We start from the raw sequence: 16,885 nt of genomic DNA on the forward strand, positions 1-16,885 counted from the left end.
TTACAATTATATTACTTTAGTTACATAATCACTAGCTTTTATATTAAAGTAGTCACATATGTCGTATATTTCTTTAAGAGTAGTCTCATTTACTGGAATTCCATTTTCCATTTTATCCTTATAGGATTCTACTTCTTTCTCACCATGAGTATATATTCTTGTGGCGCCTTTTGCTTTTTTTGAATTTCTAAGTTCATTTAGGTAACTGGAAAAGTTCTCTTCAATGGATTGTTTATCCCCAAATATACCATAATCCACTGCAAAGAAATAATGACATGTTCCAGATCCATTTTCTCTATCTAAGCTAACTTTATTTGCAGTAAATCCTCCAGACAAAATTGCTGTAAACATTTCAACTGCAAGTGCAAATCCATAACCTTTATGTCCTCCAGTTGATTCTTTTGATCCTCCAAGAGGAAGCAGGCCTCCTCCAGAATTTTTTCGTACATTAAGAAGTACATCTAGGGGATCTGTAGTATCTTCACCGTCACTATTTAAAGCGAGACCAAGTGGAAGAGATTCATGCCTTTTGTTATAAACTTCAATTTTTCCTCTGGTAACTACGCTAGTAGCCATATCCATTAAAAATGGGTAGGGTTTAGCTGGAAAAGATATGGCAATAGGATTTGTACCAAGCATAGCATCTTTTCCAAAGGTTGGTACCATTACAGCTGGAGAATTGGTCATTGAAATTCCAAGAAGTCCTTCCTCCTCAGCCATTTTGGCATAGTAGCCTGCAATACCATAGTGATTTGAATTTCTAACTACTACCATACCCATTCCTGAAGTTTTAGCTTTTTTAATTGCCAGATTCATGGCTTTTTTACCAATTAGTTGTCCCATACCTCCCATGCCATCTATTGTTGCAGATACAGGTGTTTCCTTTACTATTTTCATTTTAGAATTGATATTTATAAGGCCACTTTTTATTTCACTGTAGTATTTGACTAGCCTTTGGATACCATGTGATTCAATTCCATATAGATCTGATAAAAGCAAAACGCTAGTTATGGTTTTACTATCTTCCTGGTTGAATCCAAATTTCTCAAAAACCAAATTACACAACTTTTTTATATCTTCATACTTAACCTTGGTGTATGACATATTATTCCTCCATTCAGCAAATTTACTTTATGCATTTGAAAGAAAATAACAAGTCAAAGATGCGACGGTTATTTCTTTGAAAATGCTTTATATATAATAGTTTTATTATAGCAAATTATACCTCATTTAAGTGTAAAATAGAAGGTGCTTGTTACCTAAATTTGAGGTATAATAATTGCATTAAGACAAAGAAGGTGACAAGTATTAAAAAGATAATTTTGATTATTTTATGTATTCTTTGGATGGGATTTATATTTTATAACTCATCAAATAATGGCAATATATCTAACGAAAGAAGTTATAATATATTGGACAATTTAAGAAAAGAGTACAGACAAATCAAGGAAAACAAAATTGTAAGCAAAAATGTAAATAGCAATGTTCAAATTAAAACTCAAAAAGATCAAGTTAAAAGTGTATATATGAATCCTACAGAAAATAGAGAAGAAAAGCTGAATTTAATTATAAGGAAAAATGCCCATGCATTCGAATACTTTATACTTGCTATTTTAGTTAGTGGAGTGTTATTTGAATTTAATGTAAAAGGTGCAAAAGCTTTAATATACATAATGTTTGTATGTCTTTTTTATGCTGTTACAGATGAATTTCATCAAATGTTTGTGCCTGGCAGAAGTTCCCTTGTAAGTGACGTACTCATAGATTTTTTGGGAAGCTTAATTGGAATTTTTATTTTCTACTTGAGTTATTATTTGGTTCATAAAATAAAATTAAGACAAAAAGGAAGCCTAATTTTATTTAAGTAGATATTTTTTTGATTTTTCAAGGAAAATGTTATAGGTTTTTTCGTCGAAATTGCACATTACAACTTTATTTAAACTCGTATCTTTATTTTTTAAAAACTTTATAGTGGTTTCAAGAAGTATTTCTGCACACTTATCTTTTGGAAAGCCGAATATACCAGAACTTATGGCTGGCATGGATATAGAATGTAAATTATAGCACTCTGCCAGATTGAGCACACTTGTTACAGCTTTTTTAAGCTTATCATTTTCATTGCCCTCACCCATTACGGGACCTACAGTGTGTATAACAAATTTGGCAGGTAGCTTATGTCCATATGTTATGACTGCCTTTCCAACGGGAACACTTCCAATTATTGATATAAGTTTATTACTATCATTTTGTATTTCAAATCCACCAGCAGAGACTATGGCTAGAGCTGCGCCGCCTCCATGTTGTAATCTGCTGTTTGCAGGATTTACAATGGCATCACTGTGTTCTTTTGTTAGATCTCCTTTTTTGATTTCAATTGCGCTATTACCTATTTTAATCATATACTAATCCCCTTTCAGAAATTTTTTAAGTAGTACTATGAAATTGTATAGTTTTGTTTATATAATTATATATCTTATAGCTGGAATAATCATTATATGATTTGGTATAAGTTGATTTTTTGCTTAGAAACCTTAGTATAAATGAAGTTGAAGATTTTCTGGATATTGGAGGAAATGCTTACTTAATTTATTTTGAAGTTTTAGACTAAAGTTCTTTATTTTAAACAACATTAAGCTTATAATAAAAATGTTAAAAAGTTATTTTACAGTGCCTACATAAGAGGAGGATGGAAATGAAAAAAATTATTTTAGTTTGTTTAGTAGTTATGGGAGTGTTTTTAGGTGGCTGTAGTTATAATAAAAATTCAGCTCCTACAAAGACAATTACAAATTCTAATGAACAGAATGATAAGGGTTCGTTTATAATGGGAGGAAAGATTACAACAAATGAAGATACTCAAATAACTTCAAACATTTCGGCAAGGGTTTCAGAAGTATCTGTAGACATAGGGACAAAAGTAACAGATGGACAAGTTGTTATAAAATTGGATACCCAAGATCTTCAGAATCAAGTTGATCAAGCACAGAATGCATTAAATGCTGCAAATTCAAGTTTAACTAGTGCACAAAGTAGTGCGTATAATAGTACAAGCCTAACAGGTAGTTCTGCATCATCCAATATAAGTACTTATCAAAGTCAGGTAAATCAGGCACAGTCTGCATTAAAAGCTGCTCAAAATTCGCTTAATAATGCTACTATTACATCACCTATTTCAGGAACAGTTAGTGCTAAAAATGTAAATGTTGGAGATATGGCTTATCCAGGTAAACCGCTTATCTCAATAGTTAATTCTGATAAATTATATGTAAATGCATATGCGCCATCTTACATTTTAAATAAGATTACCGTTGGTCAAAATGTAATTATTAGGGTACCTGACCTTCCAGATCAGGATTTTCAAGGAAAAGTAACTGTCATAAATTCTAAGGTAGAGCCGCAAAGTTCAGATGTTCTAGTAAAGGTTACTATAAATGGTAAAAATCCATCTTTGAAACCAGGTATGTTTGCGGAAATAGGATTAGAGTAGTGAAAAGGGGGGATACAGCATGGTTAATAAAATAGTTAGTATGATTAAGAAATATAAAATAGCAGCTATTGGAATATTAGTAGGAATTGCAGTAATATTGTGCGGTATAATATCTTATTTTTGGTATGAGAATACTTATTATATTTCAACAAATGATGCAGTAGTGGGTGCAGATTCAGTTAATGTAAATACTCAAATTCAAGGTAAATTACTAGAGTTTGATATAAATGAGGGCGATGAAGTTAATAAAGATGAGATATTGGCCAGACAAGAAGTTACAAATACCCCGGATTCAAGTATAGATTCATCTTTAGTGAGAGCTCCTATAAGTGGTATAGTTGTTAAAAAGCAGAGTACTCAGGGAGAATTTAAATTAGCTGGTCAAACTATAGCTACTGTAGCAGATGAAGATAATGTTTATGTAACTGCAAATATAGATGAAAAAGAAATTCAAAATATAAAAGTTGGTCAAGCTGTTACCATTAAGTTGGATGAATTTAATGGCAAAAAGTTTAATGGAAAAGTAAAATCCATTGGATTAGTATCACAAAATGGTTTAAATCAATCTTCTAAAGATAAAAATGGTAAGTTTGAAAAAGTAAACCAAAAAGTACCCGTTAAAATTCAGTTCAATAAGACTAAGGGATTAGTTTTAGGAACTAATGCAAGTGTCAAGATCCGTGTAAAATAGAAAACAATTTATGGAATTCTAAACGAAAATAAACTTATGCTCCGAATATTTTTACAACCACAAGTACGATTAAATATTTTGATAAGTCTAAGCAGAAAATTTGCAAAAACGTAAGGACTTTTGAAAACTCGTTCCTCAGACAATTCAAAAGTCCTAAGTTTTTTCATAAATTTTATGCTAAGACTTATATACAAAATATTTAAATGTACTTGCTTATTGTAAAATATTTCTACGCATAAGTTTATTTTTTAGTTAGAAATTCTATAATACATAATTCACAATTAAGGATGATTTTCTGCTGTCACAGAAAATCTAAAAGTTAGTAATTTAACTACTTATCTATCATAATCATGTTAAATTGGGTATTATAGCTGCAATTAAAACCTGCTCTAATTAAAGCATCTAAGCTCACATTTTTACTAGGAGAAAGATCTTTGGAATTAAAACTATAAGTTTGCTTATCTATAGTCAATTTCATTAAAGACGAATCATAGCTTCCACCTAAGTACATAGCTATATAATTTGGATTTACATAAGCTTTACCTTTTATGATTTCAGCTTGATTACTTCCAAATGCAATTGGCGTTCCATATATAACTAGTCTTGGATCAGCACCTATGGCTGCTAGTTCTTTATTATTCATATCTACATTGTATGCAGTTGGAAGAACTACTTTTGTACTGTTTTGAGGATGATCTTTATCTATTACAAAGAAATCTACTAAGGTACCATCTTGTTTATAAGCATTTATCGCAAGTACATTTTCTTTCACATCTGCTACTTCATAGCAAGGCATATCTTGTGGATCAAAGAAGAATGCATCCCAAACTTTAGATGATAAATCTGAATAATATTTAGCTCCACTTCTACCAGTTACATAATATACTGTTCCCTTAGAATAATCGTTATAGTATTTGCCATTATTAATAGGGAAAGTTCTTGACATTGCATGATCATGTCCATTTAGAACCACATCTACGTGGTGTTTTTCTAATACAGGTGTTATTATATTTTTTAAAGTTACATTTGCTCTTGAAGCCTTATTGTAGTATGGAGTCTTATGGAAGAAAACTATTGTCCAAGGCTTTTTATTTGCAGTTAAATCTGCATCAAGCCAGGATGCCTGCTTTTTTAAAAATTCATCATTATTTGGAGATTCTTCATCTTCTTGGCTATCTAACATAACGAAATGAACATTTCCGTAATCGTAAGAATATACTTGCCCTTTGAAACCATCGGGACCGTTCATCGGAACTTTAAATTGATTTGTAAAATATTTAGGTTTAGTCGAATCCCAACCAACTGCGTTGTAGGTTTCGTGATTGCCTTGAACGGGCATTTCAGGCAAATTGTCAATAACACCTTTAGCTGCATCAAACCAGTTATTCCAGTGTCTATAATCCTGACCCTTTTCAACTAAGTCCCCCATATTTATCATGAAATCTGCATCTTTATTTTTAGAATAGGCACTTTGAACTGTCTTGTTCCAGGGAGCATAATTTGGAACATCAGCATTTCCACTTTGAGAATCTCCAAAAACAATAAACTTAACCTCATCTTCTTTGTTTGATTCTGTTTTAAATGTATTTTCAGTGCTCCAATTTTGGCCATCTCCTACTTTGTAACTATACTTAGTTCCTGGAGTAAGATTTTCTAAAGTAGCTGAAAATAGATTCATATATCCAGTATTTATATCAGTGCTTGATGTGGAAAAATTTTGTTTAGCAGCATTGAAGGTTTTTATTTCTCCAGTAGTCAAGTTTTTATATTGAACTAATCCTTTAGTTACATTTGTACTAGTTCTCCAGGTGATTGTCTGTGTAGTTTTAGGGCCCTTAGTCCAGGTTAAAGTAATGTGATCAGGTTTTACAGTAGAATTTAAATTAGTATTAATAGTTGTACTATCGTAAGCCGCATGAACTGGGTATATTGGAGCTATTGTTGATGTAGCAGCAATAAGTGCAGCTATTATCATTGATAAGTATTTTTTATTCATAATATCCCCCCCCCTTAACTTAATTTTCCATTTGACAATCTTATTATATATTTTCGAAATTAAATTGATATTATATAAAGTTAACTGTATGTTAATTTATATTATGCTATAATAAATGTTAATTATAATTTTTGTAATATTAAAGGAGAGTATGATAAATGGAACATAAGGGAGTTTTAAGGAATGTAGGCGGGTATATATTTTATGTTATATTAGCAGTTGTATTTGCATTGACATTTAGAACATATGTTTTTGCAAGAACAACTGTGATAGGACCTTCTATGCAGCCTACATTTCACGATAAGGATTCTGTGTTCTTGGAAAAAGTGAGCACTGAAACCGGTCATATAAGTAGAGGAGAAATTGTTACTTTTTATTCTAAAGACGAAAATAATGATGATTACATAAAAAGAGTTATAGGAATAGCTGGAGATAAAGTTGAAATAAAAGATGGAAAGGTATATTTAAATGGACAACTTCTTTCAGAAGATTATCTTCCTAAAGGAACTATTACTGAACCCAATTCTCTTATTACACAATATGTAATCCCTAAAGGATATGTTTTTGTACTTGGAGACAATAGGGGAAATAGTACTGACAGCAGAATACTTGGACCAATAAATTTGAAAGATATAAGAGGGCATGTTGTTTTGAGAGTATACCCTTTTAATAATATTAAGGCATTTTAAAAAATATGCGTAAATTGAAATGCAAATTGGTAAACATATAACTTAACTTTTGCAGTTTAGGAATAATGCGAAGCAACATTTTTAATTAATAGTTAAGAATGAAGAATTAATAGTTAATGTGGATTTTTTTCTGTTACACTGCAAAAAATCTTTGATTAAATTTTTGATAGCTCGTTTCGCTAAAGCGAAACATATTTGTATAAATTAAAAGATTTTTTGCGATAGCTAAAAAGCATCCTTTACTATTAATTTTTCATTATTAATTCTTAACTTATGAAGGTTGAGTATATAAAAGTTAAATTGTTTGTGGGGAGTAAAAAATGAACATTAGAGAAAAATATTTAAAAGATGCTAAAAAAGTTGTAGTTAAGGTAGGTACTTCTACTCTTATAACCGAAGATGGATCTTTGGATTTATATAGAATAGAGGAAATAGTAAGGCAAATTTGTTATTTGCAAAATCAAGGTAAAAGTGTAGTTTTAGTAACCTCTGGGGCTATTGGTGTTGGCTTTTTGAAATTAGGACTTAAAACAAAGCCAAAAGACATATGTGAAAAGCAAGCTGCTGCGGCTATTGGGCAGGGAATACTTTTGAATACATATGAAAAGATATTTTCAGAACATGGTAAAATAGTTGCTCAGATTTTACTTACAAAAAATGATTTGGATATTGTGGACAATTATACTAATGCCCAAAATACCTTCACAGCACTTTTAAAACGTGGAGTAATACCCATAGTTAATGAAAATGATGCAGTTGCAGTAGAGGAAATAAAATTTGGTGATAACGATACTCTTTCAGCTTTGATTGCAAAGACCATTCATGCAGATATCCTCATCTTGCTCTCAGATATTGATGGGCTTTATAGTTCTGACCCCCAATCGAATAAAGATGCTAAATTAATAAGCTGTGTTCCTAAAATAACTAAGGAAATTGAAGATTGCAGTAAGGGGTCTCACAGTAGTGTTGGAACAGGTGGTATGTATACTAAAATTAGGGCTGCAAAAATAGCAGTGTCATCGGGAATATCTATGATAATAGCAAATGGATCCCAAGATGCTGTCATAGAAGATATAGTTTCGAATAAAGAAGTTGGAACTTTATTTGAAGCAGAAAAATAAAAGGAGGCTTACAAAGGTGGATATAAATAGTTATATTGTAGAAAAAGCTAAAACTGCAAGTAGGGCTGCAAGAACATTATCTAATATGGGTCCTGATTTAAAAAATAAAGCTTTAAATGATATGGCAGAGGCACTTCAAAACAACAAAGAACTTATTTTACAAGCTAATAAGGTAGATCTCGATAATGCTAAAAAATCAGGTAAAGGTAAAGCTTTTATCGACAGGCTTGAATTAAACCAAAAAAGGATAGATTCTATGGCAGGTGGACTTATTAAAGTTGCCTCACTTCCAGATCCTATTGGTGAAGTGTCTAAAATGTGGAAAAGGCCGAATGGACTACGTATTGGAAAAGTGAGAGTACCTCTTGGAACAATAGGAATAATATATGAAGCTAGGCCAAATGTAACTGTGGATGCTGCTGCACTTTGTCTTAAAAGTGGAAATTCAGTCATTTTAAGAGGAGGAAAAGAAGCAATAAACTCTAATGTAGCTATATACAATACAATAAATAAAGCTGCTGTTAGTGCCGGACTTCCAGAAGGGGCTATTGAATTTATAGATATAACTGAAAGAGAAGCAGTGGAAACTTTGATGAAACTTAACGAATATGTAGATGTGCTCATACCAAGAGGGGGCAGGGGACTTATCAATTCTGTAGTAAAGAATTCAACAGTACCTGTAATTCAAACCGGTATAGGAAACTGTCATGTTTATGTGGATGAAAGTGCAGATTTAAATATGGCAGAAAATATAGTGGTAAATGCAAAAACTCAAAGACCAGCAGTTTGCAATGCTATGGAGACATTGCTTGTACACAAAAACGCTGCTGAAAAGTTCTTGCCTCATTTGGGAGAAACTTTAAAAAGGTTGGGAGTTGAAATAAGAGGATGCAGTGAAACGAAAAAATTGATTCCCTATGCAAAATTGGCAACGGAAGAAGATTATGATACAGAATTTCTAGATTTAATATTGGCAGTAAAAGTAGTGAATTCGCTGGATGAAGCAATGGATCATATTTATAAATATGGAACAAAACATTCTGAATCTATAATAACGAATGATTACAATGCATCTCAAAGATTTTTAAATGAAGTTGATGCTGCGGCAGTTTATGTAAATGCCTCTACTAGATTTACTGATGGTGAGCAGTTTGGATTTGGTGCTGAAATAGGTATAAGTACCCAGAAGCTTCATGCAAGAGGGCCTATGGGATTAAATGAACTTACTACTTCAAAGTATGTAGTCTATGGAGAAGGACAGATACGAAAATAGGGATTTTAATTAAATTAAAACTAAACTTCTGAGAATTTTGTACTCAGAAGTTTAATTTTTCATGTAAATTCTTAAATGGAGAGTATTCCATAATTATGGTATAATATAGAAAATAATTTTTTTAATTTTGAGAGGTGTATAAAATGGCAGGTATAAAATATGAAATAAAAGAGAATAAAGGAGTATTATCAGAATCCCCTAAAGGATGGAAGAAAGAATTAAATTTAGTCAGCTGGAATGATAGAACGGCTAAATACGATATAAGAGATTGGTCACAAGAACATGATAAAATGGGAAAAGGAGTTACCCTAACTGTAGAGGAACTGAGGGAGTTAAAAAACATATTAAATAATATGGATTTGTCTTAGAGGTATGATTTTATGAAATGTAAATTTTTATGGTGTATTTTCATAGTCTTATCTATATTTACAGTCACTGCATGTAGTAGCAAAAATAATATGGTAAAAAGTAGTTTAAATAGTTACATAGATGCATGGACAAAAGGCAATTATGATTTAATGTACAGTAAAATGGATAAAGAGAGTAAATCTACGATTGCTAAAAAAGATTTTGTGAGTCGTTACAACAATATTTATAGTGGAATAGAAGCAAAGAATATAAATGTAAAGATTGACAGCTGCAGTGACATAAAATATGAAGATGGAATTGCAAAAGTGCCAATAAAGATAAGTATGGATACTGCAGCAGGCAAATTAGATTTTTCAAACAGTATAAGTTTAAAAAAGGAGAAGGACAATGACAAAACAGATTGGAAAGTAGAGTGGAGTCCTTCTAATATATTTCCAGATTTAAAAGAAGGAGATAAAATAAGAATAAATACTGTACAGGGAAAAAGGGGTACAATTTATGATAGAAATGGCAATCCTATAGCGGAGGATGGGCAGGCAGCACAAATTGGGATTGTACCTGAAGCTTTAGAACAAAATGATGAAAAATCTAAGGAGAATATAGCTACTCTCTTAAACATTTCAAAAGAAGATATAAATAAGAAGCTCTCTGCATCTTATGTAAAAAAGGATATGTTTGTACCTATAAAGGTAATACAGGAAGATGACAGTAGTCTAGCTGTACTTCAAAGAATTTCTGGAGTAAAAGTACAATATATAAAGGAGAGAGTGTATCCACTGAAAAATGCAGCTGCACATTTAACAGGATATGTACATAAAGTTACTGCAGAAGATTTAAAAATAAATAAAGATTATGGACCTGATGATGTAATAGGCAAATCAGGATTAGAGCAAATATATGAAAGTACTTTAAGATCTCAAAATGGATATGAAATTTATATTGTAGATAAAAACAATAAGAAAAAAAAGACTCTTATAAAGAGAAAAGTACATAATGGAAAAGACATAAAACTTACTATAGATTCTAAGATCCAAAGTTTACTATATAATAAATTGCAGCAAGATGCTGGCATGGGTGTTAGTATAAATCCTAAAACGGGGGAGGTTCTATCCCTTGTAAGTACGCCCTCTTTTGATCCTAATGATTTTGTAATGGGTATGTCAAGTGATACTTGGAAGGCTTTAAACGAAGATAAAAGAAGACCTTTATACAATAGATTTCAGAGCAATGTAGTTCCTGGATCTATTTTCAAGCCTATTACAGCAGCAATAGGTTTAAAGAGTGGTAAATTAAATTCACAAGTGTCTAAAAATATTTCTGGACTTAAATGGCAAAAAGACAGCAGTTGGGGAAAGTATTATGTTACACGAGTTGAGGATTATGGTGAGCCGAGCAATCTTTTGAATGCTCTTGTTTATTCGGATAATATATATTTTGCAAAAGCTGCATTGGATATTGGAAAAGATACTATGGAAACAGAACTTAAAAATTGGGGGTTAGGCGAGAAAATGCCTTTTGAGTATGGCCTCTCTAAATCACAATTAGCCTCAAAAGGATATATAAAAACAGAGGTGCAGCTGGCAGACAGCGGATATGGCCAAGGAGAAATCTTATTAAACCCAGTTCACTTAATGGCAATGTATGATTCTTTTGTGAATGAAGGAAATATTATAAAACCATACCTTATATATAAAGATAATGCCAAGGCACAGATATGGAAAAAAGCTGTATATCCTAAAGAAGATGCAAATATTATTTTAAATGACATGGAACAGGTAGTTTCAAACCCTAAAGGGACGGGTCATGAAGCATGTATACCTGGAATGACTTTGGCAGGAAAGACAGGTACTGCAGAGATAAAGGCTTCACAGGAGGACACTAGTGGAACAGAAGTTGGATGGTTTGCTGTAGTTAACGTGGATAATCCAAAACTTTTAGTAATAGCTATGGTGGAAAATGCTAAAGAAAAGGGAGGAAGCCATTATGTGGTTCCTATAGTAAAAAGTATTTTTGAACAAGTAAGATAGGGTTATATCTTGTTTGATGGTTACCTACTATAACACTTGCATGAACTTTGTGAAAGCTACTAAATAGGATTCGCTGATAAGTTTAATTGCAATGTGGAATATAATTTAAATTTTTGATATAATAGTATATAAAGGAAATGAATAAATTTTTAATTTATTTAAGATGAAAGAAATTAAAAACAGGACAAAAAGTCGGAAGCAGTGCTCTGACTTTTTTTAAATAAATTAAATAAACGTTTTCATAAAATTATATTTATATTATCAGGGGGAGTGTAAATGAAAAATCTAAAAGTTAGGGGTAAAATAAATCTTTTAATAGTATGTATCATTTTGATTTTGAGTGCGTCAGTTCTTATATTAGTACATCATAATTTGATTAATATAACAGATGAAAGCTATTCCAATCAATTGAAGTCAAATTCTGGTATGGCTTTAAAGTTATTAGATGAAAAATACGGTGGAGCATGGAAAGAGAAAGACGGAAAATTATACAAGGGAAGTAAACTTATAAGTGGAGACACTAAATTTGTAGATTCTATAAAAGCGGAGACAGGTGAAGAAGTTACTATATTTTTAAAAGATACAAGGATTTCTACGACGGTAATGAACAAAGGAAATAGAGCTGTAAATACAAAAGTTTTATCTGAGGTTTCAAATAAAGTGTTGAAATCTGGAGAAGACTTTAGGGGAGAAACAAAAATATTGAATGTGCCTTATGAGGTAATATATAAACCCATCAAGGATAATGAAGGAAATGTACTGGGAATGTTTTTTATAGGCATTAGTAAAAGTGTAATAAATAATCAAATATTTGAAGTTTTTAAAAGCATAGGAATTATTGTGATACTAATAGCTATATTGTCTGTTATAGCAGCAAATATTTTTGTATCTAAGATAACTAAAGTATTACTTTATTCTGCAGGATATATGAACACTTTATCAAAAGGAGATTTTACTAAAGAAGTTCCTAGAGAATACTTGAATTATAAAGATGAAGGAGGAGTTTTAGCCAAAGGTATAGAAAGTATGAGAAAATCTGTGAATAATTTGTTGTATACTATTAGAAATGATTTTAAAACTATAGTTGATGAATCAAATAGCTTAGTTTTGATTTCTAAAGAATTATCTGGATCTTCAAGTGATGTATCCCAGACTATAAACCAGGTGGCTGGAGCAAATACAAATCAGGCACAAGAATTAGTTGCTGTAAATGAGGTTATAGATTCCTTTAGCAATGAATTGTCTAAGATAGTTGAGGATATAAATGAAATAGACAGAAGCTCTAATGAAATAGACAATATGGCAAAAGAAAATAGTGAAAAACTGCCTAATATAGAAAAGTCTATTACAAAGGTAAATGATTCTTTTAGAATGTTTAAGGACAATATAACGGAATTTAGCAGTAATGTGCTGAAAATAAATGACATAACTAATATTATAAACAGTGTTTCAGATCAAACTAACTTGCTAGCTTTAAATGCAGCTATAGAAGCAGCTAGGGCTGGAGAAGCTGGAAAAGGTTTTGCAGTTGTAGCAGAGGAAGTAAGAAAATTAGCTGCACAGACTAAGGAGTCTTCTACAAGTATAGATAGTTTAATTAAATTGCTTTCTAATAAAATAGTGGATATAGTAAAGGAAACTTCAGAGATGGACAATGAAATTGTAAATCAAACTAGTTCTATAAATGAATCTGTAGAAGCTTTTACTAATATAACTTATGCGGTTAATAATATAATGCCTAAAATTCAAAAAGTAAATAAATCTGTAGATAATCTAGAAAAAAGCAAAGATAAAATAGTGAGTAGTGTAGAAGAAACTTCAGCTACTGCAGAAGAGATGGCTGCATCTACTGAGGAAATAGCTGCTTCCAGTGCTGAAATGAGCAAGTCTGCAAATAAAGTATACGAAGTTGCAGAAAACCTTGAAAGTATGACAGAAAATCTTAAGGGCAATATAACTAAATTTAGAATAAATAATTAATGTATCAAAAAAATTAAATAGTTATTATGTAGGTGTAAAATAAAAATGGCGGAACTTTAAGGTTCTGCCATTTCTATTTTAAGTGGATGATATGATATAGGTTATTATAGATACTGCTAATATTAATGCTATAAAAAAAATTGTAGTAGCAGTTTTTATATGCTTTTTATGCACTTCTATTGGAGAAAGTTGTTCTTTCATGGTATAGCTCCTTTTATTATGTGATTATAATAATAAATTTAATATCATTTATTATATGATTTAATTATATAATAAATAAATTGATATTTCAATATTATGAATTATTGTAAGATAATATATTACAAAATAATGTAGAATTGTATGTAATTAAATCTCAATATTAAGTTTGCCGTAACTTATTGACAGAAATATAAAAAAGGTGTTTAATATAACTGACCAGTCAGTCATATTAAATTAGGCATATTTATAAATTGCAAACTTTATACATTTTATTACATTTACAACATTAGTTTTATTTATAAAGTTTCAAGAGAGGAGATAGCATGAACTTTTTTAAAGTAGTATGGGGTGATATTCGTAATATACTTAGTAGTAAACTTATGCTGCTTGGATTATTTGCTATAATATGTATACCTCTTATATATGGAGGTATGTATCTTGCAGCTTTTTGGGATCCATATTCAAAAACAGAGAATATTCCAGTGGTTGTTGTAAATATAGATGAAGGTGGTAAAATTGACAATGAAGAAGTAAATTATGGAAATGATATTGTAAATAATTTAAAAGATAATAAAGATCTTAAATGGAAATTTTCTAAAGATCTTAAGAACTCCAAAGGGTATTTGGAACAGGGTAAGTATTATGCAATGTTTATTATACCAAAAGACTTTACAGAACATATGGTACAAGCTGATAAAGGAATTTTACAAAAGCCTAATTTAATATTTATAACTAATAAGAAAAAAAATTATGTAGTAGGCCTTATATCTGATAAGGCAGCTATTGCAGTAAAAGATAGTATAAATAAAAGTATGATATATAATATTGGAATAAAAGTTTATGACAGTATGTATGAATTGAGAGATGGAATGGAAAGTGCATCTAATGGAACTTCCCAGATTAAAGATGGAGTTACGGATATGAAAGATGCTGTTCCATCTATGGGAAATGGTATGGACAAACTATATAATGGAGCTTCCACTTTAACCAATAAAATAAATGATGCTGCAGACGGAAGTAATGAGCTGAGGGATGGACTTGGAACTTTAAATGGGAAAATGCCTGATCTTATAGATGGGGTGAACAAGCTCTTAAAAGGTTCTGCTACTATAACTGATAAAATGGGAGATGCTGTAGATGGAAGTAAGTCACTTAGAAATGGAATTAATTCATTAAATGATAAAATTCCTGATTTATCGGATGGAATTGACAAACTTTATGATGGATCTACATCACTACAAGATGGACTTCACGAAATGGACGACAATATGCCTGATTTAGTGGATGGTGTGGGAAAACTTAAAGATGGGTCAAAGCAGTTAAAAGATGGACTTGATCAAGTTAAATCTGGAGTTGGAGATGCAGAAAGTACAGCTAAAAGTCAAATAGAAAAAAATAGGCAATATATTGTACAAAATGTTTACCCTGAAGTTCAGAGATTAACATATATTGCAAGTACTATAGATAAACAAATACCAGATAATAGTAGTTTAAAGCCAATATCTCAAATTATAATCTACAATTTGCAATTGCTGCAGGGACAATTGAAGGACTTGGCGGATGGTGGAGAATTAGATTATTCTAAGACAATGGGTACCCTAAATAATACAAATTCATACCTTCAAAGTGTTTCTACTAGTATAGAAAGCTTAATGGGTAAATTAGATAAAAGCAGCAATACATATGCTATTTGCAGTGAGCTTGATACTCAGGTGAAGTTTTTAGAAAGTACTGTAGACAATATAAAATCAGCATTAGAAAGTGCAAAACAACTTATAGATGGAATCGATAAGCTAGATGCGGGTGCAAAAAAATTAAATGATGGATTAGGTGAACTATATGATAAGACTGAAGATTTGAAAGATGGTACAGATACACTATATAATGGTTCTCAAAATTTAACAGATGGAATTGGCAGGCTTAAAGACTCTGTTCCAGAACTTAGTAACGGAGTTAATACCCTTTATGATGGCTCTGTAGATTTATCTGATGGATTATTTAAAATACAGGATGGTTCTAAAACTTTAACGGATAAATTGGGAGAGCTCAATAACAAGGTACCAGATGTTGAGTCAGGTGTTCAGAAACTTTATGATGGATCTACAGATTTGTCAGATGGACTTTTTAAATTACATGATGGTTCAGGTACTCTTAGAGATGGTATAAAAACTCTTAAAGATAAAATACCTGATTTACAAGATGGTGTAAATAAATTGTATGAAGGTGTGGCAGAGCTGCATGACAAATTGGCAGATGGCGCTGAAAAACTTTCAGATAAAATGGTTCCAAGCAGCAAGGACATGGGAAATTTTATGTCAAGTCCACTAAATGTAAAAGATAAGCCTTTATATGATGTAGGTGGATATGGGCAAGGACTGGCACCATACTTTATAAGTCTGGGAATCTGGGTTGGTGCGCTTTTGATGTTCTTTTTAATTAGTGAGAATGTAAATCCAAATTTAAAAATTAAGCTTCCTGCAAGGATTATAGGCAAATATCTTTCTTATTGTGCTGTAGGAACGATTCAAGCTGTACTTTTAAGTGCTGCAGTTATGGCACTTGGACTTAAGCCTTCTAATGTTACAATATATTTTGCCTTTAATATATTTCTGTCTTTTGTATTTATAGCTATAATACAAAATTTCGTATTTTTATTTGGGGATGCAGGAAGGCTTATGGCAATAATAGCCTTAATATTACAACTTACTTCCTCAAATGGTACATTCCCTGGAGAATTACTACCTAAATTTTTTGAAACTATAGGTCCGTTTTTACCTTTCACATATTCTATATCTGCCATGAGAGAGATAGATTGGGGAATAGACTATAGTGTCCTCCAAAATGATGTGATAGTGTTAGCTATATTTTTAGCAGCATCTTTAATTTGCTCTTTAGTATTCAAAAAGTATTCTATAAAGTTTAATTTAATTTTGGATCTTAGAGAAATTGAAGAGAAGGCCATGAAGGAAAATTTAAACAAGAATAAGCTTTCAACTAAAAAGTAAAATTTTATTGAAAAGAGGTGAATATATCGGAATATATTCCGGTATA

General features: G+C 31.2%; 14 protein-coding genes. 10 read left to right on the forward strand and 4 right to left on the reverse strand.

Annotated elements, in window-relative coordinates; genetic code table 11:
• Positions 1-6 precede the first annotated feature (6 nt).
• Positions 7-1,104 carry an Ldh family oxidoreductase gene (locus B5S50_RS14055; protein WP_217302159.1) on the reverse strand — a complete coding sequence of 366 codons (1,098 nt, stop codon included), beginning with the start codon at positions 1,102-1,104 and terminating at the stop codon, positions 7-9.
• 203 nt (positions 1,105-1,307) lie between these two features.
• On the opposite strand from B5S50_RS14055, the gene B5S50_RS14060 reads away from it, so the two are divergent.
• Positions 1,308-1,868 carry a VanZ family protein gene (locus B5S50_RS14060; protein ID WP_065077139.1) on the forward strand — a complete coding sequence of 187 codons (561 nt, stop codon included), beginning with the start codon at positions 1,308-1,310 and terminating at the stop codon, positions 1,866-1,868.
• Here B5S50_RS14060 and B5S50_RS14065 read toward each other — a convergent pair.
• Positions 1,857-2,399, reverse strand: coding sequence for a macro domain-containing protein (locus B5S50_RS14065; protein ID WP_217302160.1), 543 nt, complete (start codon positions 2,397-2,399; stop codon positions 1,857-1,859). The genes B5S50_RS14060 and B5S50_RS14065 overlap by 12 nt on opposite strands.
• Positions 2,400-2,692: 293 nt before the next feature.
• Here B5S50_RS14065 and B5S50_RS14070 point away from each other — a divergent pair, with 293 nt between their 5' ends.
• Both B5S50_RS14070 and B5S50_RS14075 read left to right on the forward strand, forming a co-directional pair.
• Positions 2,693-3,487, forward strand: coding sequence for an efflux RND transporter periplasmic adaptor subunit (locus B5S50_RS14070; RefSeq protein ID WP_065077108.1), 795 nt, complete (start codon positions 2,693-2,695; stop codon positions 3,485-3,487).
• 19 nt (positions 3,488-3,506) lie between these two features.
• Positions 3,507-4,178, forward strand: a complete 672-nt coding sequence (locus B5S50_RS14075) for an HlyD family secretion protein (protein WP_242872084.1) — start codon at positions 3,507-3,509, stop codon at positions 4,176-4,178.
• A 331-nt stretch (positions 4,179-4,509) separates the two neighbouring features.
• On the opposite strand, the gene B5S50_RS14080 is transcribed toward B5S50_RS14075, so the two are convergent.
• A complete protein-coding gene (locus tag B5S50_RS14080) occupies positions 4,510-6,174 on the reverse strand; it encodes a metallophosphoesterase family protein (RefSeq protein ID WP_217302161.1) in 1,665 nt (554 codons plus the stop codon).
• 158 nt (positions 6,175-6,332) lie between these two features.
• Here B5S50_RS14080 and lepB point away from each other — a divergent pair, with 158 nt between their 5' ends.
• From lepB to B5S50_RS14110, 6 genes are all read left to right on the forward strand, one after another.
• Positions 6,333-6,863 (forward strand): signal peptidase I, encoded by a 531-nt coding sequence (gene lepB, locus B5S50_RS14085; protein WP_065077110.1) that lies wholly within the window; start codon positions 6,333-6,335, stop codon positions 6,861-6,863.
• A 320-nt stretch (positions 6,864-7,183) separates the two neighbouring features.
• Entirely contained in the window at positions 7,184-7,984 is an 801-nt protein-coding gene (gene proB, locus B5S50_RS14090) for a glutamate 5-kinase (RefSeq protein WP_065077111.1), read from the forward strand.
• Positions 7,985-8,000: 16 nt separating this feature from the next.
• On the forward strand, positions 8,001-9,257 hold the full coding sequence (locus B5S50_RS14095; RefSeq protein WP_065077112.1) for a glutamate-5-semialdehyde dehydrogenase: 1,257 nt from the start codon (positions 8,001-8,003) through the stop codon (positions 9,255-9,257).
• A 143-nt stretch (positions 9,258-9,400) separates the two neighbouring features.
• Positions 9,401-9,625: a YdbC family protein gene (locus B5S50_RS14100; RefSeq protein WP_063555361.1), complete on the forward strand. Its 225-nt coding sequence runs from the start codon at positions 9,401-9,403 to the stop codon at positions 9,623-9,625.
• Positions 9,626-9,637: 12 nt separating this feature from the next.
• Complete coding sequence (locus B5S50_RS14105) at positions 9,638-11,653, forward strand: penicillin-binding transpeptidase domain-containing protein (protein ID WP_065077113.1); 2,016 nt, start codon at positions 9,638-9,640, stop codon at positions 11,651-11,653.
• 276 nt (positions 11,654-11,929) lie between these two features.
• Complete coding sequence (locus B5S50_RS14110; protein WP_065077114.1) at positions 11,930-13,633, forward strand: methyl-accepting chemotaxis protein; 1,704 nt, start codon at positions 11,930-11,932, stop codon at positions 13,631-13,633.
• 78 nt (positions 13,634-13,711) lie between these two features.
• On the opposite strand, the gene B5S50_RS21850 is transcribed toward B5S50_RS14110, so the two are convergent.
• The gene (locus B5S50_RS21850; RefSeq protein ID WP_275507568.1) at positions 13,712-13,834 is read right to left on the reverse strand and encodes a hypothetical protein; all 123 of its coding nucleotides are present in this window, start codon (positions 13,832-13,834) and stop codon (positions 13,712-13,714) included.
• A gap of 323 nt (positions 13,835-14,157) precedes the next feature.
• On the opposite strand from B5S50_RS21850, the gene B5S50_RS14115 reads away from it, so the two are divergent.
• Positions 14,158-16,839 carry a YhgE/Pip domain-containing protein gene (locus B5S50_RS14115; RefSeq protein WP_065077115.1) on the forward strand — a complete coding sequence of 894 codons (2,682 nt, stop codon included), beginning with the start codon at positions 14,158-14,160 and terminating at the stop codon, positions 16,837-16,839.
• Positions 16,840-16,885 lie beyond the last annotated feature (46 nt).

Origin of the sequence: Clostridium sp. 001 (assembly GCF_019056555.1) — a bacterium.
In the GTDB taxonomy this organism is placed as follows: Bacteria; Bacillota; Clostridia; order Clostridiales; family Clostridiaceae; genus Clostridium_B; species Clostridium_B ragsdalei.